Source organism: Chryseobacterium oncorhynchi (assembly GCF_002899895.1).
GTDB lineage: Bacteria > Bacteroidota > Bacteroidia > Flavobacteriales > Weeksellaceae > Chryseobacterium > Chryseobacterium oncorhynchi.
Genome location: NZ_PPEI02000005.1, coordinates 388,212 through 410,917 on the forward strand (window position 1 = coordinate 388,212; position 22,706 = coordinate 410,917).

The 22,706-nt window shown below is 36.1% G+C and carries 21 protein-coding genes; 13 read left to right on the plus strand and 8 right to left on the minus strand.

From position 1 onward, the window contains the following. Nucleotides 1–22: 22 nt before the first annotated feature. Entirely contained in the window at nt 23–517 is a 495-nt protein-coding gene (locus C1638_RS17720; RefSeq protein ID WP_109623194.1) for a dihydrofolate reductase, read from the minus strand. A gap of 76 nt (nt 518–593) precedes the next feature. Here C1638_RS17720 and C1638_RS17725 point away from each other — a divergent pair, with 76 nt between their 5' ends. The 5 genes from C1638_RS17725 to C1638_RS17745 all read left to right on the plus strand — a co-directional run bounded on the left by C1638_RS17725 (nt 594) and on the right by C1638_RS17745 (nt 5,036). Next, nucleotides 594–1,199 (plus strand): LemA family protein, encoded by a 606-nt coding sequence (locus tag C1638_RS17725; protein ID WP_076356129.1) that lies wholly within the window; start codon nt 594–596, stop codon nt 1,197–1,199. Next, nucleotides 1,199–1,627, plus strand: coding sequence for a TPM domain-containing protein (locus C1638_RS17730; protein WP_185140444.1), 429 nt, complete (start codon nt 1,199–1,201; stop codon nt 1,625–1,627). The genes C1638_RS17725 and C1638_RS17730 overlap by 1 nt, the downstream gene beginning before the upstream one ends. Further along, nucleotides 1,608–2,426: a TPM domain-containing protein gene (locus tag C1638_RS17735; RefSeq protein WP_109623197.1), complete on the plus strand. Its 819-nt coding sequence runs from the start codon at nt 1,608–1,610 to the stop codon at nt 2,424–2,426. The genes C1638_RS17730 and C1638_RS17735 overlap by 20 nt, the downstream gene beginning before the upstream one ends. Nucleotides 2,427–2,624: 198 nt before the next feature. After that, nucleotides 2,625–3,146 (plus strand): NAD(P)H-dependent oxidoreductase, encoded by a 522-nt coding sequence (locus C1638_RS17740; protein WP_109623199.1) that lies wholly within the window; start codon nt 2,625–2,627, stop codon nt 3,144–3,146. A 3-nt stretch (nt 3,147–3,149) separates the two neighbouring features. After that, the gene (locus tag C1638_RS17745; RefSeq protein WP_109623201.1) at nt 3,150–5,036 is read left to right on the plus strand and encodes a monovalent cation:proton antiporter-2 (CPA2) family protein; all 1,887 of its coding nucleotides are present in this window, start codon (nt 3,150–3,152) and stop codon (nt 5,034–5,036) included. 1 nt (nt 5,037) lies between these two features. On the opposite strand, the gene C1638_RS17750 is transcribed toward C1638_RS17745, so the two are convergent. After that, entirely contained in the window at nt 5,038–5,853 is an 816-nt protein-coding gene (locus C1638_RS17750; protein ID WP_109623202.1) for a GIN domain-containing protein, read from the minus strand. 211 nt (nt 5,854–6,064) lie between these two features. Here C1638_RS17750 and C1638_RS17755 point away from each other — a divergent pair, with 211 nt between their 5' ends. The 3 genes from C1638_RS17755 (at nt 6,065) to C1638_RS17765 (ending at nt 9,335) form a co-directional block, all read left to right on the plus strand. After that, nucleotides 6,065–8,206: a M3 family metallopeptidase gene (locus C1638_RS17755; RefSeq protein ID WP_109623204.1), complete on the plus strand. Its 2,142-nt coding sequence runs from the start codon at nt 6,065–6,067 to the stop codon at nt 8,204–8,206. A 153-nt stretch (nt 8,207–8,359) separates the two neighbouring features. Further along, entirely contained in the window at nt 8,360–8,737 is a 378-nt protein-coding gene (locus C1638_RS17760; RefSeq protein ID WP_109623206.1) for a YchJ family protein, read from the plus strand. A gap of 4 nt (nt 8,738–8,741) precedes the next feature. Further along, nucleotides 8,742–9,335, plus strand: coding sequence for a hypothetical protein (locus C1638_RS17765; RefSeq protein ID WP_109623208.1), 594 nt, complete (start codon nt 8,742–8,744; stop codon nt 9,333–9,335). A gap of 150 nt (nt 9,336–9,485) precedes the next feature. Here C1638_RS17765 and C1638_RS17770 read toward each other — a convergent pair whose 3' ends face one another. Further along, nucleotides 9,486–9,986, minus strand: coding sequence for an FKBP-type peptidyl-prolyl cis-trans isomerase (locus C1638_RS17770; protein ID WP_076356112.1), 501 nt, complete (start codon nt 9,984–9,986; stop codon nt 9,486–9,488). Between the two features lie 106 nt (nt 9,987–10,092). After that, nucleotides 10,093–10,344 (minus strand): VF530 family protein, encoded by a 252-nt coding sequence (locus tag C1638_RS17775; protein WP_074231076.1) that lies wholly within the window; start codon nt 10,342–10,344, stop codon nt 10,093–10,095. 120 nt (nt 10,345–10,464) lie between these two features. Between C1638_RS17775 and C1638_RS22435 the strand changes: the two genes are divergently transcribed. The 3 genes from C1638_RS22435 to C1638_RS17785 are packed head-to-tail and all read left to right on the plus strand — an operon-like array spanning nt 10,465 to nt 14,872. Further along, nucleotides 10,465–10,617, plus strand: a complete 153-nt coding sequence (locus tag C1638_RS22435) for a hypothetical protein (RefSeq protein ID WP_165826557.1) — start codon at nt 10,465–10,467, stop codon at nt 10,615–10,617. A 10-nt stretch (nt 10,618–10,627) separates the two neighbouring features. Beyond that, nucleotides 10,628–11,833 (plus strand): metallophosphoesterase family protein, encoded by a 1,206-nt coding sequence (locus C1638_RS17780; protein WP_109623210.1) that lies wholly within the window; start codon nt 10,628–10,630, stop codon nt 11,831–11,833. Between the two features lie 3 nt (nt 11,834–11,836). Beyond that, a complete protein-coding gene (locus C1638_RS17785; RefSeq protein WP_109623212.1) occupies nt 11,837–14,872 on the plus strand; it encodes an SbcC/MukB-like Walker B domain-containing protein in 3,036 nt (1,011 codons plus the stop codon). A gap of 86 nt (nt 14,873–14,958) precedes the next feature. Here C1638_RS17785 and C1638_RS17790 read toward each other — a convergent pair whose 3' ends face one another. Both C1638_RS17790 and C1638_RS17795 read right to left on the minus strand, forming a co-directional pair. Then, the gene (locus tag C1638_RS17790; RefSeq protein ID WP_109623215.1) at nt 14,959–15,984 is read right to left on the minus strand and encodes an LLM class flavin-dependent oxidoreductase; all 1,026 of its coding nucleotides are present in this window, start codon (nt 15,982–15,984) and stop codon (nt 14,959–14,961) included. A gap of 333 nt (nt 15,985–16,317) precedes the next feature. Then, nucleotides 16,318–18,456: a S9 family peptidase gene (locus tag C1638_RS17795; RefSeq protein ID WP_109623217.1), complete on the minus strand. Its 2,139-nt coding sequence runs from the start codon at nt 18,454–18,456 to the stop codon at nt 16,318–16,320. 447 nt (nt 18,457–18,903) lie between these two features. Between C1638_RS17795 and C1638_RS17800 the strand changes: the two genes are divergently transcribed. Both C1638_RS17800 and ygiD read left to right on the plus strand, forming a co-directional pair. Beyond that, nucleotides 18,904–19,416 (plus strand): YceI family protein, encoded by a 513-nt coding sequence (locus C1638_RS17800; protein WP_109623219.1) that lies wholly within the window; start codon nt 18,904–18,906, stop codon nt 19,414–19,416. 180 nt (nt 19,417–19,596) lie between these two features. Continuing rightward, complete coding sequence (ygiD, locus tag C1638_RS17805; RefSeq protein WP_109623221.1) at nt 19,597–20,424, plus strand: 4,5-DOPA-extradiol-dioxygenase; 828 nt, start codon at nt 19,597–19,599, stop codon at nt 20,422–20,424. An 86-nt stretch (nt 20,425–20,510) separates the two neighbouring features. On the opposite strand, the gene C1638_RS17810 is transcribed toward ygiD, so the two are convergent. Together C1638_RS17810 and C1638_RS17815 are read right to left on the minus strand one after the other, a co-directional pair. Next, on the minus strand, nt 20,511–21,992 hold the full coding sequence (locus C1638_RS17810) for a S8 family peptidase (RefSeq protein WP_109623223.1): 1,482 nt from the start codon (nt 21,990–21,992) through the stop codon (nt 20,511–20,513). Between the two features lie 258 nt (nt 21,993–22,250). Further along, on the minus strand, nt 22,251–22,700 hold the full coding sequence (locus C1638_RS17815; RefSeq protein WP_109623224.1) for a GNAT family N-acetyltransferase: 450 nt from the start codon (nt 22,698–22,700) through the stop codon (nt 22,251–22,253). Between the last annotated feature and the right edge of the window lie 6 nt (nt 22,701–22,706).

Here is a 22,706-nt window from a genome sequence, read left to right on the forward strand (position 1 = left end):
TTAGAGGGTAGAATTCTCATAACTATTCGCTCTTAATCTTTTCAAACGTCTGGAAGCAGAAATCATACTCATTTTTCTCGTCCTTTTCATGACATACTTCATTTGTTTTCTTCCAGATCTTTCCGTCTATTTTAGGAAAGAATGTATCTGCTTTCAGATCTGCCTTTACCAAAGTAACTTCAAGTTTATCCACAATTTCCATTGTCTGCTCATAGATATTACCCCCGCCAATAACAAAAACATCTTCATCAATCTTTTTAGCAAACTTCATAGCTTCTTTAAGACTTCCCACAATAAGGATTCCCTCCTCAAACCAGTCTTTTCTTCTTGAAACAACAATATTCGTACGGTTAGGAAGTGGCTTCCCAATACTCTCATACGTCTTTCTTCCCATAATAATCGGATGCCCCGAAGTAAGGTCTTTAAAATGTTTTAAATCTTTAGGAAGATGCCAAAGCAACTGGTTTTCAAAACCAATTTCGTTCTTCTCTCCCATTGCAACCACTATTGTTGTCATTCAAATATAATTTTTTACAAAATTAGCACATAATTTGTATATTTGATTAGCACAAAAAATTAAAAAAAAATAAACTATGAAAAATAAAGGATGTTTGGGCGCCGGAACAATTGGCATTGCCCTCCTTATTATTGTTGCAGTCCTATTCTTTTGGGGAAAAAGCGGATATAATAGCTTTGTAGACAAAGAACAAACTGTTAACGCAAAATGGTCTAACGTAGAGACTGTGTATCAGAAAAGAGCGAATCTTATTCCTAATTTGGAAAGAACAGTAAAATCTTATTCAAAATTTGAGCAGGAAACGTTAACTCAGGTGGTTGAAGCACGTTCCAAAGCAACTTCCATCAATGTGGATCCTACCAATATGACAGATGCTGATATTGCAAAGTTCCAGGCTGCACAGGGAGAATTATCCGGTGCATTAAGCAGATTGATGGCTGTAGTAGAGTCTTATCCTAACCTGAAAGCTGACCAACAGTATATTAACTTCCAAAGAGAGTACACTGCTATTGAAAACAGTATCAGAACAGAGACTGTTTATTATAATGATGCAGCAAAGACTTACAACACCTCTATCAAGACTTTCCCAAATAATATTTTGGCGAATTTCACCAATTTTAAAGAAAAACCTTATTTCAAAGCTGAAGCAGGAGCTCAAAAGGCACCTGAAGTATTCAAATAATGGGTAATCACCTTACAAATCAACAGATCGCTTCCCTTGTGGAAGCGATTCAGTCAGCAGAAGATCACTCTACAGGAGAGATCCGCGTACATATTGACTCTAACACTGAAAGTAATCTTGCAAAAACGGCATTTGAAGTTTTCAAAGAACTCTGTATGAACAAAACTACTGATAGAAATGCCGTGCTTTTTTATATCAATTTCGAACAGAAATACCTGACTATTATTGGGGATTCCGGAATTCATGAGAAAGTATATCAATCCTATTGGAACCACCTGCATGACTATATCACTGCTGAATTTGCCAAGGGTAATTATTATAAGGCATTACAAAGTGCCATTCTGGAAACAGGCCTTGAACTAAAGAAATATTTTCCTGTAGAAGGAGAAAACCCAAACCAACTCCCAAATGAAATTACGTTCTCTTAAAATAGTATTTTCATTTCTATTGATTTGCTTTTACACTTTTGTATCAGCACAATACACCATTCCCGAAAAACCGGCCGTTCTATACCCTGTTTTTGATGAAGCAGGTCTTCTTTCTCAGCAGGAAAAAGATGCGCTTAACAACAAACTGATCAAATTTGCTGATTCTACCTCAACAGAAATTGAAGTTATTATCATCAAATCCACAAAAGGAGAAGATGTTAATTTTCTGGCAACCATGTTTGGTCAGCAATGGAAAATCGGAAAAAAAGGAGTAGATAACGGAGTGGTCTTTCTTGTAGCCACTGAAGACAGAACAATGTCTATTCAGCAAGGAAGAGCTGTGGAGCAGTATCTTACGGCATCAGTAGCAGGTCAGATTCTGGATTATATTGTTACGCCTAATTTTAAAAGAGGGCTATGGTACGATGGTATTAACCGGGGCACCTCAGCCATCATGGAGGCTGTTCAGGGAAAATTCAAACCTGAAGCCACTACAGCTCCATCCGGTGATGGAAGCGCTCTTAAAATTGTCATTATAGCCTTTGTTATTTTCATCATCATTGCCATTCTTTTTGGTAACCGCGGCGGCGGTGGTGGCGGTGGAAATTATGACGACGATGATGATGTAATTATTACACGGAAAGGACGCAGAAACTATCCTGGCGGCTTCTTCCCATTCCCTGGTAGTTTTGGAGGCGGAGGCTTTGGTGGTGGAAGTTCCGGTGGCGGAGGCGGAGGTTTTGGTGGCTTCGGCGGAGGCGGAAGTTTCGGAGGCGGTGGTGCTTCCGGAGGATGGTAATCTTACAAGAATTATAATCATATATAAAACAGATCAGGTCTCAATGACCTGATTTTTTATTTAAAAACTTAAAATAATATCATTTCTTTGATTTTAATTGATATTAAATCAACTTTCACATATTAAAAAATTAATAAATCCACATAAAACTCACCTTTTATTCAATATTTTTTCAGTATATTTACTAAAAACAGGATTATGAAGAAGACGCTGGTTGTATTTGCACACCCTTACCTGGAGCACTCCAATTCTAATGTAGAGCTTATCAATTTCTATGTTCGTCACCAGCATTATACCCTACGAGATCTTTATGAAGAATATCCTGATTTTCATATTGCAGCCTTCAGAGAAAGAAAACGTTTGGCCAACTATGAACGATTTGTCTTTCAATTCCCTTTGATATGGTTTGGAATGCCTCCTTTATTAAGGTTATGGATTGATGAAGTCTTTGACCGTGATTGGCTACAACCGGGAAAAGTAAATCCCCTGGAAAATAAGGAAGTCTACATTCTGGTAACAACCGGAGGAAAGGAAAGATCTTTTAGTAAAGACGGGACCTATCAATATTCGGTTGATGAACTGATTAGTGGATTGATTGTTTCATTAAGGGTTTTCAAGGCGGACATCAAACACATCAAGATTGTTTACGAAGCCAATAAATTGTCTAAAAAAGATATTATTTTACATAAAAAAGAATTTACAGAACTACTCAATCAATAGCATATGGAGTCTAGCTTAGCGATGAACACACTACTTTTTCTGGGTGTAGCCATTATTATGGTTCCACTGGCAAGAAAATTCGGGTTGAGTTCTGTAATTGGTTATATTTTAGGAGGAATCATTATTGGCCCCTATGTACTCAGGCTTACAGGAAATAATGTAAACGATATTATGCACGCCAGTGAGTTTGGGGTTATTATGCTTTTATTTATTGTGGGACTGGAACTGGAGCCACGAAAGTTCTGGGAAATGCGAAAAAAAATAATGGGGCTGGGACTCACGCAGATGCTTCTCACCATTTCCTTATTATTTGTGGTATTCATTAGTGTAGGCTGGAGATTAGACAAGGCCATTGCCGTGGCCATGTGTTTTGCTCTATCTTCCACGGCTATTGTATTGCAGACTTTACAGGAGAAAAATAATTTTAAAACAACGGCTGGAGAAGCATCGTTCTCTACTCTGCTATTTCAGGATATTTCAGTAATTCCAATTTTGGCTATACTTCCGATCATTGCCAATTATAAAGCTAAGCATCATGACAATGAAATTCAGATTCTGATACAAAAGCTTCCGGAATGGCTTCAGGCCGGAACTGTAATCTTTGGAGTTGTCTTATTGATTCTGCTAGGCAGATATGTATTTGTACCTTTTCTACGCTATGTTTCAAAATCGGGAATGGCAGAATTGCTGACAGCTTCTTCTTTATTTTTGGTTATTGGGGTATCTGAGCTGATGATCGTCATTGGTTTATCGCCTGCGCTAGGAGCTTTCCTGGCCGGGGTAATGCTTGCCAACAGTGAGTTCCGACATGAGCTTGAAGCACAGATCAATCCTTTTAAAGGCTTGTTATTGGCTGTATTTTTCGTTAGTGTTGGCTCAACTATTAATTTTAATATTATTCAAAAAGATCCCTTATTTATTTTCAGTACCGTATTTGCTGTATTGACTGTAAAGTTTGTGGTTTTATACTCCATCGGAAAGTTTTTCAGAATAGATACTCCACAAAGTCTGTTCTATGCATTTGCACTATCGCAGGTAGGCGAATTCGCTTTTGTACTGATCAACTATGCTTCAGATCTTTATCTTTTAGGTCCTGAGCTGAATGCACAGCTGATGGCTGTTACTGCCATTACAATGTGTGTCACTCCTATTCTTCTCATCATTAATGATCGATTTATTACTCCAAAGTTCATCAAGGAAATTCCTGAAGAAGAAAATGATTATAATATTCTGGATAATGATGTAAGCCAAAAGAAGATCATTATTGTAGGTTTTGGGCATTTCGGGAGTACTGTAGGGCGTCTTTTAAAAGCTAATAAAATCTCAGCAACCGTTTTGGACAGAGACTCGGACCGTGTAAAATTGTTGAGAAGTTATGGGTTTAAAGTCTATTATGGTGATGCTACAAGAATTCCTATTTTAAGGGCTGCAGGAATTGAAGATGCTGAGATTTTGATTTTATGCCTTGATGATTCTGGTGATAATATGTTCATAGCAGAACTTGTACGTGAGCATTATCCTGAAGTAAAGATATTTGTAAGGGCAAAAAACAGAATTGATGCTTATGAATATCTGAACAACGGCATCAATCATATTTATCGGGAAACTTTAGGAACAGCTGTAGATATGGCCGTGGATGTACTTCATGAGACTGGCATGAGAAAATATGCTGCAAGACGTCTTGGACAAAGGTTTATGGCCATAGATAAAGCTTCCATCAGAAAGTTGGCAAGAATAAAGGAAGATAATGATATTGCTTTATTTACTACAAAAGAAATCCTCCAGCGTGAGGAGGAATTATTGGCTTATGACAATCTTAATTTTGATAACAAAAATTGGGAAGGATCCTCATCCACCGATGAAGAAGATGAGGAAGAATCCCAGGATTAATTTATTGAATATTTACACTTCCACCACTGCTTTCATCTTTGGTGATATTCTTAAGCTCTCCTTTTTTGCTAACATCTACACTGCCTCCTGAAGACGCTTCTGCTCTAACGGAAGAAACAGCACTTATCTGAATGCTTGCGCCACTGGATGCCTCAGCTTCCACATTATCTGCAATCACACCTCTAGCTGAAATACTACTGCCTGAAGAGGAATTGATATCTGCATGTTTGGCTTTTCCTGAAATATCAATACTTGAACCTGATGAAGATTCAATGCCCAGGTTTACAGCCCATACTTTTCCGCTAAAGTTACTGCTGCTGTCTGTGTTAATATTAAAGTCGTTAGCTTCCATATCTCCAGAAATACTGCCTGCACTTGATGCCTCAACTGTGGTTTTCTCTTGGGTAAATTTATCTTTTACACGAATACTTGCTGCTGATTCTGCTATCAGTTTTGTAAAATCCTTAGTATAAATTTTAGCCGTTACCTTATGAACATTCATCACTCTAATTCCGGATTTATAATGAATATGAAGCTTTCCGCCATTGTTATCTACAAGAATTTCGTTGATAATATTTTGAGGTGCTGAGATCACTACTTTCTCTGTTTCAGATTTTATAATTTCTGCATCTATAGCCTGTGAAACCTGAATTTCGTCAAAATCTCCATTGAATTCTTTCTGCTGTATCGGCCCACTTTCCGTATTAATTACTTTCTCTACCCAGCCGCTTTTTTCTCTGTTTTTTTTCTCATGCCTTTCATTACATGAGGCTAATACCACGAAGGCAGATAAAATAAAAAGAGTCCTTTTTTTCATATTTATTTCTTTTATAGGTTATTTTTTTAATATATAATTTAATAACAACTAAATTATGAAAAATATTACATTAGTATAAGAAATACCATCATTCTGTACAATTTGAATTTAGGAATAGATGACTATTACTCCATTTTCTTAAATAGATTAGCCAAAACATCTCCTGTGAAGCAAGTTTTTAATATCTTTATACTTTAATAACAACTATTTTATGAAGAATATTTCATCGGTATTATTAATTTCTGCCTTGGCGTTCAATCAATCTTGTACTACAATGAAACAGACCGATACTCAACAGGAACTTCCTGCCCCTGATCCATCTTTATCTTCAAATCCTTTTATGAAGAAAAGCAAGCTTCAGTATGAAACTCCGGAGTTTGATAAAATTAAAAACGAACATTTCAAACCTGCCTTTGATTTTGGCTTAAAACAGCACTCTGCTGAAGTTGAAAAAATTGCTAACAATCCAGCTGCTCCTACTTTTGAAAATACAATCGTAGCATTGGAAAAAAGCGGCGAAGTGTTGAGAAGAGCACAGATTGTCTTTTCTAATCTGACAAGTGCAAACACAAACCCTACTTTACAGGCTTTGGATGAAGAATATGCTCCTATTTTTGCTGGGCATTCTGATAAGATGTACCTAAATGAAAATCTTTATAAAAGAATCAAATCCATTAAAGAAGATGGTCTTGATTCTGAAAGTAAAAGATTAGTACAATACTATAAACAAAACTTTGAAATTGCAGGAGCTAATCTTTCCGCTGCAGATAAGGAAAAGTTAAAACAATTCAATCAGGAACTGGCTTCCCTTTCTACGCAATATGCCAATAAATTATTGGAAGCTAGAAAGCAAGGAGGGGTATTCTTCTCTGATGCAAAAGAATTGGACGGACTTTCTGCAGACGAAATTGCTGCGGCTGCAGCTGATGCTAAAACAGCAGGACAACCAGGAAAATATCTTCTTGCCCTACAAAATACAACACAACAGCCTCTTTTGCAAAACCTGAAAAACAGAACATCCAGAGAAAAGTTGTTCAAGGCATCATGGACGAGAGCAGAAAAAGGAGATGCCAGCGATACCAGAGAAACTATCGAAAAATTGGCTAAGCTTAGACTTAAAAAGGCTCAGATCTTAGGTAAAAAGAATTTTGCAGAATGGAAACTTCAGGACCAAATGGCAAAAACGCCTGAAGCAGCTACTAAACTAATGAACCAGGTTGCAACTCCGGCAGTAGAAACAGCTAAACGCGAAGCAAAAGATATTCAGGATCTTATTGATCAACAAAAAGGAGGTTTCAAGGTAGAACCTTGGGATTGGAACTTCTATGCTGAACAAGTAAGAAAAGCTAAATTTGATCTGGATGAAAGTGAAATAAAACCTTATTTTGAAATTACTACTGTTCTGGAAAAAGGAGTTTTCTTCGCTGCTGAGAAGTTCTATGGACTGACGTTCAAAAAAAGAACTGATCTTCCGGTTTATCATCCTGATGTAGTTACGTACGAGGTCTTCGATCATGATGGAAAATCTATTGCAATCTACTATTTGGATTTCTATACAAGAGATTCCAAAAATGGGGGTGCATGGATGAGTAACTTCGTGGAGCAGTCTTATTTAATGGGAACAAAACCTGTGATTGTAAACTGTTACAATTATCAGAAACCAGCTCCTGGAAAACCATCTTTAATTAGTTATGATGACGTTTCAACCATTTTCCATGAATTTGGTCATTCCATCCACGGAATGTTTGCAAGTCAAAAATATCCCTCGCTTTCAGGAACTAACGTACCTAGAGACTTTGTAGAGTTTCCATCTCAGATTAATGAGCACTGGGCTTTAGATCCTGTTGTGATAAAGAATTATGCTGTTCATTATGAAACAAAGCAGCCTATTCCACAAGCTTTAGTAGATAAAATTAAAAAAGCAGCCACTTTCAACCAAGGTTATATGACAACGGAATTGGTTTCTGCAGCAGCATTGGATATGGATTGGCATTCTGTAACGAATGACAGTCAATTGATTCCTGTTTTAGATTTCGAAAAACAATCCCTAGCTAATCACGGATTTACGTTAGCAACAGTTCCGCCAAGATATCATACTCCTTATTTCGCTCACATTTGGGGAGGAGGATATTCAGCAGGATATTACGCTTACCTATGGTCTGAAACATTGGATAACGACGCATGGGAATGGATTAAAAACAATGGTGGTTTAACCAGAGAAAATGGCGACCGATTCAGAAAATATATTCTTTCTGTAGGAAATTCTGTAGACCTTAATCAGGCATTCAGAGATTTCACAGGACACGATCCGGATATCAAACCTTTATTAAGAAACAGAGGTTTTATAAAATAATTCAATCAGAAGCATTCTTTTAAGAGTGCTTCTTTTTTTATGTTTTAAATAAAGAAAGTCTTGGCTACCTGTTTATTTATTTTTTCAAACAGGTTAAAGCTCCTTTCTATTGATATTTACTATTTTTGTGGATCAAAATTTTAAATAAAAAAAATGAATTGTCCCTGCTGTTCAGGAAAACCCTACGAAGAATGCTGTAAGCCTTATCATACCGGAGAAAAACACGCTCCTACAGCAGAAGCCTTAATGCGTTCCAGATTTTCTGCTTTCGCAATTCCCAATGGAGAATATTTGATGGAAACCACCCTTCCCGGAAAACGAAAATACCATAATAAGCGGGATCTTCAGGAATGGGGAGAAATTAATGAATGGACAAAACTGGAAATCATCCAGACTCCTGCCTTAAACCAGGTAGAATTTAAAGCTTATTATACAGATCAGGACAGACACCCACAGATCCACCATGAGTTTTCTATATTTCAGAAAATGCATGAACGCTGGTACTATGTTTCAGGTGAGTTTTTAGATTAATATTATGAAAAAGAACATTATTTATACATTATTGCTGCTGTTCTGCAGCTTCAGTTTCCTAAGTGCACAAACTGCCGATGACAAGAAACAAATTTCTCAGGCCGTTACTGATATTTTAAAGGGTTTCCAAACTAAAAATGGTGATCTTATCAACAAATATGTAGATAAAACATATGGCTTAGGCATCCTTTACAAAAGTGGTGGTGATCTGGGCTTTGTTTTAAATGAAGACATGGACTTCAACATGTCTTTGGGATACATTCAGAAGTCATGGAACATCAGAAATCAATTTCCTATTCAGTTTGATACTAACTTTGCATATGACCTAAAGAATAAAAAGTGGGTAAAAGAAGGATTATTTGTTCAGTTCAGCTCTAATGCAGTGAATGATTATGCTGATCATTTTTTATCCCAGTACTCCGTAAAGGATCAGGAAATTTTTAAGATCAATTCTAATCCTGAAAATGTAGTTGGAGTAACCCTTGCAGAGAATAGCAAGGAAAAGGCACCTATTAACGGATTCCGTTTTATTATGACCAAGATTGGAGCAAAATGGTTTCTTACGTTTATTGACGTTACGGAATATGATGCGGAATAATACGTGTACAACAATCACTGTATTCTTATGATAACCTTATAAAAAAATAAACCACAGACGTTCTGTGGTTTATTTTTTATCTTAAAATGTATAAGAACAATTGATATTACAAAAAAAATGTCCGAAAGAATCGGACATTTATATTATTTTTTAGTGAGCGTCTGTACCGTCAATTCCGTGAGAATGACCGTGTGACAATTCTTCTTCTGTCGCCGGACGTGTGTTTAAAACTTCTACCTGGAAATCTAAAACTTTACCTGCCATTGGGTGATTAAAGTCTGCTACTACAAATTCTGGTGTTACTTCTACCACAAATGCCTGAAAGTTATTACCCTCATTATCAGATAAAGGTAAAATAGCTCCGATTGGAGGAATTCCTGATTCCTTGAACATATCAATCGGCAATTGCGTCATAGCATCCGGTTGTCTTTCACCATAAGCTTCTTCAGGATGAATAGTAAAATCTACTTTATCACCAGCTTTCAAACCATGGATATTTTGTTCAAACTTTGGAATCATCATTCCTACACCATACAAAAATGTGAATGGATTTTCAGCTGTTGTTTCTTCTACAAGAACTTTACTTCCATCTGCTTCGATTGTGTGAAGGATATACTTTACAGCTACAACGTGATTGTTTTCAATTGTCATATTTTCTTTTTTTTGTCGTAATTTTTTTTACGATTAACACCACAAATATACTATTTTTGATAGAATTGGTTTACGGAAATACGTTTAAAGAATAATCTTAAACCTACTACTTCCTGTTTTTTGATTCTTCTCTTTTTTTCTGTCTCAAAACATACAAATACAAACTTTCAACTTTCGCCCTTGCCCAATCTGTTTTTCGTAAAAACTTCAATGACGAATTGATACTCGGGTTATCTGTAAAACATTTGATATTGATTTGTTTTCCCAATTCCTCAAAACCCTGATAATATTCTACCAATTCTTCAAGAATAGCATCAAGCCTTTTTCCGTGTAAAGGGTCTTTTGATTTTTCTTCCATAACACTGTAAAATTAAAACTTTTTATTAGACTTAACGACTAAAATTGTTTAAACTCTTAATCTTTAGTATTTTTGATGAAGCTATTTTTTAGCCATAAAAATTATTCGTTACAAACCAATATGAGCAAAAATAACGACGCAAACAGAAAAAAAAATAAAAAGCAAATTGATCAGAAAAAACGTAAAATACAAAATGCAGAAGCAGAAAGGAAAGCACGTTTAAAACAGATTCTGGATGATTTCAAAGCAAAAGAAAACGACAATAAACATTGATCAATTTTTTATGAAAATTCTACACACTGCCGACTGGCATTTAGGAAAACGACTGGACCGATTCTCCCGACTGGAAGAACAAGTTTCAGTAATGGAGGAGATCATTATGATTGCTGATGAAGAAAATGTTGACCTTATTCTTATCGCCGGTGATCTTTTTGATAATTTCAACCCCGCGGTTGAAGCGGTTGAACTTTTCTATAAAACACTAAAACGTTTATCACAAAATGGTAAACGTCCTATAATTGCTATTTCCGGAAATCACGATTCCCCTAACCTCATCAATGCCCCAGATCCTTTGGCTAGAGAATGCGGAATTATTTTAATAGGACATCCTAAGGCAGAGATTACTCCTTTTGGAACTGAATATTTTAAAATTATAAATTCAAAAGAGGGTTTTATCGAAATAGAGATCAAAAATATGAATTATCCGGTGAGAATACTTCATACCCCTTACGCCAATGAAATCCGTTTAAAAGAATATTTTGGAGAAAATAAGGAAGAGGAGATCAATAAAGTACTTTCTCAAACTTGGAAAAATCTTGCAGATGAGTTTTGTGATGAAACCGGGATCAATCTCCTTATGGCACATCTTTATATGAATAAGAAAGGTAGTGCAATACTGGAAGAACCTGAGGGTGAAAAACCCATTAAAATTGGAAATGCAGATCTTATTTATTCGGACAGTATTCCTGAGCAGATTCAATATACTGCTTTAGGACATTTGCATGGCTTTCAAAATATCGGAACAAAGGAAAAACCTGTCATTTATTCGTCCTCTCCTCTATGCTACAGTTTTAGTGAAGCAGGACAGACAAAATATATTTCCATTATCAACGCAGAACCGGGAAAAGCAGTTTCCTATGAAAAGATCGCCTTGAAAAATGGAAGGGCCTTGGTAAGAAAAACCTTTACATCCGTTGAAGAAACGGTTGAATGGCTGCAGGAAAATCCGAAAACATTTATTGAGCTTACCCTAGAGAGTGAAACGTTCTTAACGGCCGATGAAAGAAAATTAATCTATCAGTCCCATAATGGAATTGTTCATTTAATCCCAAAGGTCAAAAATCAGCTATCTGGTGAAGAACTGAGCCATGAGATTAATTTAAATCAGGATATAGAAACATTGTTCAAGGATTATTTTAAATCGAAAAATAATGGTCAGGAAGCCAATGAAGAATTGATGAATTTGTTTAACGAAATTTTAAATACCTAAGCCATGATTCCTATTCAACTAACAATTGAAGGTCTGTATTCTTATCAGGAACGCCAGACTATTGATTTCAGAAATCTTACGGATGCAGGGTTATTCGGTATTTTTGGTGCGGTGGGCTCTGGAAAATCATCGGTTCTTGAAGCTATTTCATTTGCTTTATATGGTGAAACTGAGCGTCTGAATATGCGTGACAAAAGAGCTTACAACATGATGAATTTAAAATCAAACAGTTCTTACATAGAATTTGATTTTATTAATTATGAAAATAAGCTGTTTCGTGCTACCAGAGATTTTAGACGAAATTCTAAAAAATTTGAGGATGTAAAGCCCTATTCAGTTACGTTCTATGAGAATATCAATGGAAAATGGATTCCCTTGGATCACTCCAATGCAGAAACCGTAATTGGTTTAAGCTATTCAAATTTTAAGCGAACCATCATTATTCCACAAGGACAGTTCAAGGAGTTCCTTGAATTAGGTGCTGCAGACAGAACGAATATGATGAAGGAAATCTTTAATCTTCAGAAATTTGATCTTCAGAATAATGTTTCAGCTTTACATGCAAGAAACAGATCAGAACTTGATCAACTTGAGGGCCAGCTAAAAGGTTTTGAAGAGATCAACGAAGAAAAAATTAAGCTTCAGCAAGAACTTTTGGTAGAGGAACAAAAAAAACTGAATCAAGCCAACGAAAGCTTTGAAAAGGTTTCCCAGACCTATCAACAATTAAAGAACTTAAAAACTGACTTTGAAAGTTTAAAACAAAATAAAGAAAACTTCAACCAACTCTCTGAACAAAAGCCTCAAATAGATGCTTTGGAAGCACAAGCTGAGTTGTATGATCGTACTTTCAGAATTTTCAATCCCTTAATTACTGAGAAAAACAGGCTTTCAAAAGGAATTATTGAAAAAAGAAGTGAAAGAGAAAGCCAAATAAAGGCCTTACAGGAGACTGAAGTTGTTTTTAATACTATAAAGGAGCAGCTCTCTACTTTGGAACCTAAGTTCAAAGCTTTGGAACAGTCCAGAATAAAGGAAAACGATCTTAATCTTATCATACAGATTTTGAAATTTTCTGAGGAAATTAAGATCCTTAATGAGAGAACTCAAAAGGGTTCTGAGAAAGTAGCAGAAGTAAATACTAATAAAGAAGCCATTCAAAAAAGGATTGCTGAACTTTCTAAAAGTATTGATGTTTTAAAAGGACAAAGACTTGATGCGGCTTTACTTTCCAATGTGGGAAGCTGGTTTATTCAACAAAAGAGCTTCAAAAAATCACAACAGGATCAGGTTGAAAAGATTGAAAAGCATCAGAAACAGATACAATTGATCTCTGAAGAATTAAAGCTATTCTCATTTCAGGAAAACTTCAAGGAAGATTTCAATGCTAGAAAACAACTGCTGGAGGTCAGCAAAAAGGAGTTCTCTCAAAAACTGGATCATTTAAAGATTCAAAAGGAACTTTCCCGTTTTGCTAGTGAACTTCATGATGGAGAAGCCTGCCCTCTTTGTGGTTCTCAGGAGCACACGCATATTGTGGAATTTCATGATGTAAATACTGAGTTACTGGAAATTCAGGAAAAAATCTTGACTGTTGAAAAAGAGATCTTGAAGATTCAACAGCAGGAAACTGAAGTTGAAAAAATTCTCGACAAGAAGAAGATTTTTGAGGAACAACTTTTAGCAGAACAAAAAAATCTACAACAGCTCCAAAAGGACATTGAGGAACATATTCAGCATTTTATTTGGAAACAATTCAGCCCGGATCAGGAAGATGATTTCGAGAAAAAAAGATCGGATTCATTTGCCCTGGAAAAAAAGATTGAAGAGATTGACAAGAATATTGCCTTAGAGCGTGAAGCTTTAGAAAAGGAAAACAAGGTTTTAGAAAAATATAAAAATGCTTTGGAAACTTTCAAGCTTGAGGAAGTAACGAAGCAGGAACAAATCAATATCAGCCGTTCTAATCTGAAAATTCTGGAATGGAGTATCTATGAACAAAAAGCCGTAGCAGAGGTTGAAGAAACTTTTCAGAAGTTAGCCCAATCCAATACTGAAACGGAACAACAATATCAAAAGGCATCTCAACAGGAAAAAGATCTTGCTCCTAAACTGGCAGAGCAAAAAACTATTGTCAGCCAATCAGAAAAGCAGATTGCAGAACTTGAAAAAGAGGTTTCTCAGAATCAGAATGCTATAAATAACGCTTTAAGTGAACAAAACTTCGCAGATTTTAAGGAGGTTGAATATCTTTTACAACTGGAAATCAACATTCAGGAAGTAAGGGCTAAAATTCAACAGTTTAAAATTGATTTTGAAGCCTTAAAGAAAATGATTGAAAGTCTGGAACTGAAACTTAAAGGCCTTTCTTTTGATGATGAGCATTTTTCTTTGGTTGAAAAACAGTTTGGCGAAACTCAGAGTGAGCTGAAGAAAATCAATGATTCGGTTGTCACCATGACTGCCGAAAAAGAGCGTTTGGAAAAGGAATTCAAGAAAAAAGAAAACCTACTGAAAGATCTGGCAAAGCTTCAAAAACGTTCCGAAAATCTGAAACTGATGATGAATCTATTCAAGGGAGCCGGTTTTGTACAATATGTTTCTTCTATTTATCTGAGACAATTGTGTGATCATGCCAATGTTCGATTCCATAGGATGACGAGAAATCAACTGAGCCTTCAGCTTAATGAAAATAATGATTTTGAGATTGTTGATTACCTCAACGAAGGCAGAAGCAGAAGTGTAAAAACACTTTCAGGCGGACAGGCTTTTCAGGTATCATTAAGTCTGGCATTAGCATTGGCAGAAAGTGTTCAGGCCAATGCACAGGCAGATAAGAACTTCTTTTTTATCGATGAGGGCTTCGGGACACAGGATACCGAATCAGTTAATATTGTGTTTGAAACCCTGACAAATCTAATGAAAGAGAATAGAATTGTGGGGATTATTTCTCACGTTGAAGAGCTTAAAGAAAAGATTCCTACTGCCTTGAATATTGTAAAGGATGAGGAAAGAGGAAGCTTGATTGAGATTGTATAACTGTCAATTTTAAAAGTACAAAAGTCACAAAGGTCTTTATTTAAAAAAACTTTTGTGACTTTTGTGATTAAATACATTAGGTTCTCTTACAATCCCTGTATCATTGGTTTTACTTCATTTCCAAATAACTCAATTGATTTCATCATGATATCATGAGCCGGATCACCGATATCCATATGTCCGATAAATCTGGTGATTCCGAAAATTTCTTTCATGTAAGCAATTTTATCTGCTACTTCAGCAGGACTACCGATAAATAATGCACCATCTTTACTTCTTCCTCCATCATACTGCATTTTGGTGTAAGGTGCCCAACCTCTGGAAGCTCCTATCCTATCCATTTGGGATTTATAATTATTAAAATACCCATCTACTACATTTTGATCATTACTCACAAAGGTATGGGAGTGAATGGCAATTTGCATTTTGGAAACATCATGCCCCGCTTTTTGGTATTCCTGTTTGTAAAATTCGATTAAATTTTTAAACTGGGCAGGCATTCCACCAATGATTGCTACCACTAAAGGCATTCCTAACTGGGCCGCACTTAAAACAGATTGTGGAGTTCCACCTACAGCTCTCCAAATAGAAATTTTCCCGTTGTTCTTTGCTCTTGGATAAACGGTTTGGTTTTCCATTGGTGCACGAAGTTTTCCAGACCAGGTTACATTTTCTTCGGTATTGATCTTCAATAACAATTCCAATTTCTCGTCAAAAAGTGCTTCGTAATCGTTTAATGAATAACCATATAATGGAAATGATTCAATAAAGCTTCCACGCCCTACAAATATTTCTGCCCTTCCGTTGGAAATCAGATCCAGTGTTGAGAAATCTTCATAAACTTTTACCGGTTCTGATGAGCTTAACACGGTAACACCACTTGCCAGTTTTATATTTTTTGTAATGCTTGCTGCTGCTGCCAATACCATTTCAGGTGATGAAACTGCATAATCCGGACGGTGATGCTCTCCCATGGCAAAGACATCGATTCCTACCTCATCCATTAATTTCACCTGTTCCAATATTTCATGAATCTTGGTTCCTGCATCTCTATATTTTCCGGTTGACTGGTCTAAAGCCAAGTCACCGAACATTCCTATTCCTAATTCCATATTGTTGATTTTAGTTGTACAAAATTACCACTATGAAAAATCAAAAACATTGATGTTTGTTAAGATCGGAACTCCTGTTTTATATAAATGGTACTTTTTGTTGGAAAACGCAAAGGTGCAAAGATTTTTTATTTTCGTATTGTTTTTAAGGCGCAAGAAAATCAAAGATTTTCAGCAAAGATTAGTTCTTATAGAATTAGGATTATAAAATTTTATCGCAGATAAAATCTTTGCGCCTTGCAACATCACCCATTTAATAATTTTGCGTCTTTGCGCTTTCCAAAAAGATTAGCAAAAAACAAAAAATCCAGCCGTTCCGGCTGGATTTTTCTATTATTTTTTAAGATATAGATCAAAGTAATCTGTGATTTTCTGCATCAGGTGAACTCTGTCTTTTCCGATAACATTGTGTGGGTGTCCCGGATATGCAAAGTAGTCTAACTGAACGCCATTATCAACCGCTGACTTGATGAATTTTATAGAATGTTGCCATACTACTACATCATCTTGTGCCCCGTGAATCATTAATAATTTCCCTTTCAGGTTCTGAACTTTATTCAAAAGATTAGCCGTAGCGTAACCTTGTGGGTTTTCCTGCGGAGTATCCATATACCTTTCACCGTACATAATTTCGTACATGCTCCAGTCAATTACCGGTCCACCAGCAACACCTACCTTAAATACATCAGGCTTACGAAGCATGAAGCTTGTTGTCATAAATCCTCCGAAACTCCATCCATGGATACCCATTTTTTCTGCATCCACATATGGAAGAGATTTCAGGTAGTCTACCCCTTTCATTTGGTCGTTCATCTCTGTTGTTCCTAAATTTCTGAAAACCGCCTGTTCAAATTTCATTCCACGGTTGGAAGAACCTCTTCCATCCATTGTAAAGATGATATATCCGTTTTGAGCCATATACTCATACCAAAGATTTCCGGAAGCCGGGAAGCTATTCGTGATTAACTGTAAGTGCGGTCCGTTGTACAGATAAACAATGGTTGGATATTTTTTATTGGGATCAAAATTCGTTGGCAGGATCACTTTACCGTATAATGGTGTTCCATCATCAGCTTTTAATTCTACATTTTTAATTTCCGGTCTCTGATAGTTCTTTAATGGATTTTCAGAAGTAAGAATATTTGTAGATTTTAAATTCGCTGTATTAATGATATTCCCTACTCTCGGAGAGTTTGCATTACTGTAAGCATCATATAAATGGTTTCCGTCACTGCTTAGAACTCCGGTATGCATTCCCTCACTGTTGTCAAGTCTTTGCATATTGAAATTCGTCCAGTTGATCTTATATAAATGTCTTTCTAAAGGAGTTTCTTTTGTTGAAGTAAAATAAATTTCCTTTTTCTTATCGTTGAATCCTAAGATATCGGTTACTAACCAGTCTCCTTTTGTGATCTGAGCAACCAATCCTTTGTCCAGGTTATAATGGAATAAATGGTTGTATCCTGTTCTCTGACTTTGCCAGATGAAATCGGTATTTGAATTAGGGAAGAATGTAAGCGGATGTTGTGGCTCAACATATTTGCTGTCTGTTTCTTCAAATAATGTTTTCACCAATGTTCCGGTAGCAGCATCATATTGATTCATTTTCATATGATTCTGTCCTCTGTTCAATACACCTACAAAGATGTATTTTGAATCGGGACTCCACGTAATAGCTGTTAGATACTGGTCTTTTTCACCCTCAACTTTTAGGAAAGTTGTTGCCTGAGTTTTAATATTGAAAATACCTAATGTTACCTGGTGCGAAGCTTGCCCAGCCATTGGGTACTTCATATTATGATTAACAGCTGGCGTTACAGACCAATCAATGATCGGGTAATCTGCTACCATCGTCTGATCCATTTTGTAGAAAGCTACGCTTTCAGAATTTGGAGCCGGGAAAATTCCTGTATCAATTCCGAATTCGTTTCTGTGAACGGCTTGACCACTGATTACATTTTCATTGGTTTCATTGGTTACCGCAATGGTTTTTCCGTTTTTGTTAACAAATAAATTATTCTTTGCTGTAAAGGCAAAAGTCTGCCCGTCACCAAACATTTTTACATTGGCAGCATCCTGATCTACAGCCACTGAATTCTTTACTTTCCAATCGTTTCCTGATTTTTCTATCCAGAACATTTTACCACCTGTGTTAAAATACCCATTGGATGTTTCCGTAAATTTGATAGATGGAACAGTTTTCAACTTATCGTTTGTAAACTGCCTGTTCAATTGTGTCAGAGATACCAAGGTGTCTTGTTTGTTTGTTTTTAAATCTGTTGCCAGATATCCACCTTTTACTGCCTGAATGTAAGATTTTCCGTCCGTAGACCATGAAAATTGTGAAATATTTTTCACGGCAAGGTTGGTTCTCATCCCATTTACAGCCTCCGCCATCGTAAATTTCTGTGTCTGAGCAAATGCTGAACTGCCCACAACAAGCATCAATAAAGAAAATTTATGTAATTTCATTGTATAAAATTGAATCCATCAAAAATAAGAAATAAAAATCATCCGTTAAGAAATGTTAAAATAAAACATTCATAAAATATGATTAATGGATTGATAAAAATTATTTCTTACCTTAATACTAGAATTTTCTGGAGATTGTTGGACAAATATAGATATCCAAAATTGATCTAAAAGAGTATTTTCAGGGTACAGGAATTGTAATAATGTGAAGATCCCAGCCCCGATAGTAACGGTTACCCCACAACATGTATTGGAGTTGAAAGGGTTTGGATGTTGGAGGGTATTGGCGTGAGGAGTATAAGTGGATAGCGGGAAAAAGCTCCCAAAAAAAGTTAAAGTTGGATGGAATTGGAAGCTTACATGCATTTCTTATCCTATATCAATGACTTGTATATGCTCTCTGTTCTAAATTTGCATCATTAATAATAACAAAAAATACAAAATACAATGGCAACAAAATGGAACCTAGACCCAACGCATAGTGAAATTACTTTTAAAGTAAAACACATGATGATTTCTAATGTAAAAGGAAGTTTCAGAACTTTCACTGCTGAAATTGAGGCTGAAGATGAATTTTTTGCAAATGCAAAAACTACTGCAACAATCCAGACTGATTCTGTATTCACTAATAATACAGACAGAGATAATCATTTAAAATCTGCGGAATTCTTCAATGCTGAAGCTCACCCAACGATCACTTTTGAATCTCAGAAATTAAATAATGAGGTGGTAGGAAATCTTACCATTAACGGGATCACAAAGTCAATAGCATTGGATGTTGATTTCGGAGGAATCAATGTAGACCCATGGGGAAATACAAAAGCAGGTTTCTCTTTTGAAGGGAAAATCAGCAGAAAAGACTTTGGACTTAACTGGAATGCAGCTCTTGAAGCAGGAGGTGTAATGGTGAGTGATGATGTAAAAATTGCTGGCGAATTACAGTTTGTAAAACAAGTATAATTTGTAACATACTTTTTGAAAGGTTCAGGGATTTTTTACTAAAACCTTGAACCTTTTATTTTTTTATTAATAAAGCTATTTAAACATTTTACAAAATTTTGACCTTTACGTTTTTGAAGATTTTTGATTTTCATCTTAATGTGGGCTAAAGTGTTTAAATATATTTAATATCAAATATTTATGAATCTCAACGATCTGCAAAACATAAGCGAAAGCTTTAAAGATACTCAAAGAATGCCGGTTTTATTTCTTGGACATGGTTCTCCCATGAATGCCATTGAAGAAAATCAGTTTGTACAGGGATTTCGGAAAGCGGCAAGTGAAATTTCAAAACCAAATGCCATTCTTTGTATTTCTGCGCATTGGTATACGCAGGGAACTTTTGTGACGGCTATGGAAATGCCTAAAACGATTCATGATTTTTATGGTTTTCCTAAAGAGCTGTTTGATGTACAATATCCGGCTCCGGGAAATCCGGAATTAGCCAGAGAAACTGCTGAACTCTTGCTTCCTATAGATGTGGAAGAAGATCATAATTGGGGTCTTGATCATGGTGCATGGTCTGTCATCAAGCATATGTATCCTAATGCAGATATCCCTGTAATCCAATTAAGCATTGATTATACAAAACCCTCACAGTATCACTATGATCTGGCGAAAAGGCTGAATAAACTTCGTGAAAAAGGTATTCTGATCATCGGAAGCGGAAACATCGTTCACAATCTACGTTTAGTCGACTGGAAAAACATCAATACAGTGGGCGCCGGCTGGGACTGGGCTATAGAAGCCAGAGAGAAAACCAACAACTGGCTTTTGGATGGTAATTTCCAGAATATTATTGACTATCAGAAACAGGGAACATCATTGCAATATGCTATTCCTACGCCTGACCATTATCTGCCATTGCTCTATACTTTAGGATTAAAAGATAAATCTGAAGAACTCACTTTGTTTAATGATGAACTTATTGGTGGTTCTCTTAGTATGACAAGTGTAAGGATTGGCTAAGAAATTTAAAGAAATATTTTTCTTAAAAATAAAAAAAGGAAATACCTCAGTGGAGATATTTCCTTTTCTTTTATATTGGAATATGATTATTGTACTGCTTTTAAAACATTAATATTTCCATATCCATAGCTTGAATTAACGTTCGGGTAATAAGTGGCTGACTGTCTCATCTTGTTAAGAACCTGATCTCTTGTCCATGATGGATTTTTAGCCCAAACTAAGGCTGCAATTCCTGCTGTAGCAGCTGTAGCCACTGAAGAACCACCTACATAATCTGCCTGTCCGTTATAATAGCTTAAAACCGGAACCGTACTTCCTGATGCTCTTTCCATCTGGAATGTAAAGTCAATTTGGCTTCCGGAGTGGCAAACATCACATTTCTGATTGGAAGTTCCCTCTTTTACTCCTGTTATTGCTTGTGTTTCTGACATTGATGCAGGGAAAATAACACCTACAAAGTTTGTAAAGCTGGTAGAAGTTCCCCCAGCACAGAAAATTAATTTTCCTCTAGCATAGGCATACTTCACTCCGTCTTCAATTTTACCTACGGAAAAAATATGTCCCATTGACATGGAGATGATCTTTACATTGGTATTATTACCCAGATCCGTAAATGCAGTTTTCACTCCATTCTGCTCGCTGGAAGTCTCTAGTACAACATTCTCAGCAGCGCGGTAGGCAATTAAGTTAGCATTATAAGCTACTCCTACAGGTAATCCTGCGTTATTTCTTGGTGCTGTCATTACAGAAGCCATTTTTGTTCCATGCCCGCACTGATCTGCTGAGCCGTCAGAATTATAGGCCCCAACTTTACTGATTGTTCTTCCCGATGAAGCTCCAGTATTAAAACTGCCTCCCAGTAAGGTCTGTTCAGGGGAAACTCCGGTATCGATAAGACCTATCGTTACTCCTGCTCCGGTACTGTACCCCCAAGCTTCAGGAATATTATGTTTTGTAAACGCCCATGGAATTTTTGCACTTGGAGTAGTAGAAGTGTAATCTACCGCGCTTAAGGTTGCAGATGAGAAACCACACCCCGAAGAACCACTGCCAGAAGATCTTCCTGTTGTATTAAACTTGGCTTCATTTTCAAAATAGTGATAATCTGCCGGCTCCACATAACGGATAGTTTTCATTTGACGAAGAGCTGCTAAAGTTTCTTCTTTGTCAATAATGACATCCATCTGATTCAGATATTTATCCGCAGTAAGGAGGAATCTTGCAGTGTCCACTCCTTCATATTTTTTGATGACAGATAAAATTTCATTTTCCATTGCCTGATTGTCCGGAGATTTACTTCTGTCAAAATCATCCTTGGATGAACCAAACCCTACTGATACCATTCTGTTTCCGCGGAAAACAGCACTCCAAAGGAAATGATCAGATTCGTTTTTCCAATTGAAAGTACCATCAGTTTTAATAGCTTGATTAATCCTTTCATTGATCTGCTTTTCTGTCAATGCTCCTTTTTGAGTCACTTCAGTTTTAGAATTTTCATTTTGAAGTTCTTCACTGGTACAAGAGTTTAAGGCAAGAAATAATGCCAAGAAGAATACACTTTTTTTCATATGTTATAATTTTGGTTGGAGCCACAATATAACACTTTAGCGGGAATTACAGCTTTAAAAAAAATGAATTTAGCATTACATGAATATTAATTACCTATTAGAAATCAAACCTTTGTGCTTTTTATTATTTGTCGGGTTAGAAAATAAAATGGAGTTAGAACCATCCCGTTAAATTTTCGATTACCACCCTTACAACAGAATGGAATTATCACTTCACCAACTAAAAAATGTACTTAGTACTTTTACTCCTCCTACATTTTAGCTTACACTCTTTTCAAAGCATACACTGCTATCAACACCTATGTATTGGCCATAATTAGGAATCTTATAAAAGCCACATTTTTCATAAACAGAAATCGCATTTTTCAGATCCTGAGACGTTTCCAGAACTGCTTTTTTATAACCTAATTCTTTTGCCCAATTTTCCAATTCCTTTACAATGATAGTCCCTAGTCCTCTTTTCCTGAATTCCGGATTTGTAAACATCCTTTTGATCTCAATAGTGTCCTTTGAAAATTCCTTGAAAGCTCCACATGCAGCAGGAACTTCATCAATGTAAACCACAATACAATTTTTAATTGTATCAATTTTATTAAACTGATCGAAGAACGCATGATCATCTCCATTATGTTCTACAAGGTTTGCATCAAGGTGTTTTACAAGATTTTGAAAATCCGGATGATTAGAATCTGTTCTATGTATGTTCATATTTTT

What these genes read in the sequence shown, in the direction of transcription:
- C1638_RS17720 (WP_109623194.1), bottom strand. Translation starts at nt 517, where the DNA reads ATGACAACAATAGTGGTTGCAATGGGAGAGAAGAACGAAATTGGTTTT.
- C1638_RS17725 (WP_076356129.1), top strand. Translation starts at nt 594, where the DNA reads ATGAAAAATAAAGGATGTTTGGGCGCCGGAACAATTGGCATTGCCCTC.
- C1638_RS17730 (WP_185140444.1), top strand. Translation starts at nt 1,199, where the DNA reads ATGGGTAATCACCTTACAAATCAACAGATCGCTTCCCTTGTGGAAGCG.
- C1638_RS17735 (WP_109623197.1), top strand. Translation starts at nt 1,608, where the DNA reads ATGAAATTACGTTCTCTTAAAATAGTATTTTCATTTCTATTGATTTGC.
- C1638_RS17740 (WP_109623199.1), top strand. Translation starts at nt 2,625, where the DNA reads ATGAAGAAGACGCTGGTTGTATTTGCACACCCTTACCTGGAGCACTCC.
- C1638_RS17745 (WP_109623201.1), top strand. Translation starts at nt 3,150, where the DNA reads ATGGAGTCTAGCTTAGCGATGAACACACTACTTTTTCTGGGTGTAGCC.
- C1638_RS17750 (WP_109623202.1), bottom strand. Translation starts at nt 5,853, where the DNA reads ATGAAAAAAAGGACTCTTTTTATTTTATCTGCCTTCGTGGTATTAGCC.
- C1638_RS17755 (WP_109623204.1), top strand. Translation starts at nt 6,065, where the DNA reads ATGAAGAATATTTCATCGGTATTATTAATTTCTGCCTTGGCGTTCAAT.
- C1638_RS17760 (WP_109623206.1), top strand. Translation starts at nt 8,360, where the DNA reads ATGAATTGTCCCTGCTGTTCAGGAAAACCCTACGAAGAATGCTGTAAG.
- C1638_RS17765 (WP_109623208.1), top strand. Translation starts at nt 8,742, where the DNA reads ATGAAAAAGAACATTATTTATACATTATTGCTGCTGTTCTGCAGCTTC.
- C1638_RS17770 (WP_076356112.1), bottom strand. Translation starts at nt 9,986, where the DNA reads ATGACAATTGAAAACAATCACGTTGTAGCTGTAAAGTATATCCTTCAC.
- C1638_RS17775 (WP_074231076.1), bottom strand. Translation starts at nt 10,344, where the DNA reads ATGGAAGAAAAATCAAAAGACCCTTTACACGGAAAAAGGCTTGATGCT.
- C1638_RS22435 (WP_165826557.1), top strand. Translation starts at nt 10,465, where the DNA reads ATGAGCAAAAATAACGACGCAAACAGAAAAAAAAATAAAAAGCAAATT.
- C1638_RS17780 (WP_109623210.1), top strand. Translation starts at nt 10,628, where the DNA reads ATGAAAATTCTACACACTGCCGACTGGCATTTAGGAAAACGACTGGAC.
- C1638_RS17785 (WP_109623212.1), top strand. Translation starts at nt 11,837, where the DNA reads ATGATTCCTATTCAACTAACAATTGAAGGTCTGTATTCTTATCAGGAA.
- C1638_RS17790 (WP_109623215.1), bottom strand. Translation starts at nt 15,984, where the DNA reads ATGGAATTAGGAATAGGAATGTTCGGTGACTTGGCTTTAGACCAGTCA.
- C1638_RS17795 (WP_109623217.1), bottom strand. Translation starts at nt 18,456, where the DNA reads ATGAAATTACATAAATTTTCTTTATTGATGCTTGTTGTGGGCAGTTCA.
- C1638_RS17800 (WP_109623219.1), top strand. Translation starts at nt 18,904, where the DNA reads ATGGCAACAAAATGGAACCTAGACCCAACGCATAGTGAAATTACTTTT.
- ygiD (WP_109623221.1), top strand. Translation starts at nt 19,597, where the DNA reads ATGAATCTCAACGATCTGCAAAACATAAGCGAAAGCTTTAAAGATACT.
- C1638_RS17810 (WP_109623223.1), bottom strand. Translation starts at nt 21,992, where the DNA reads ATGAAAAAAAGTGTATTCTTCTTGGCATTATTTCTTGCCTTAAACTCT.
- C1638_RS17815 (WP_109623224.1), bottom strand. Translation starts at nt 22,700, where the DNA reads ATGAACATACATAGAACAGATTCTAATCATCCGGATTTTCAAAATCTT.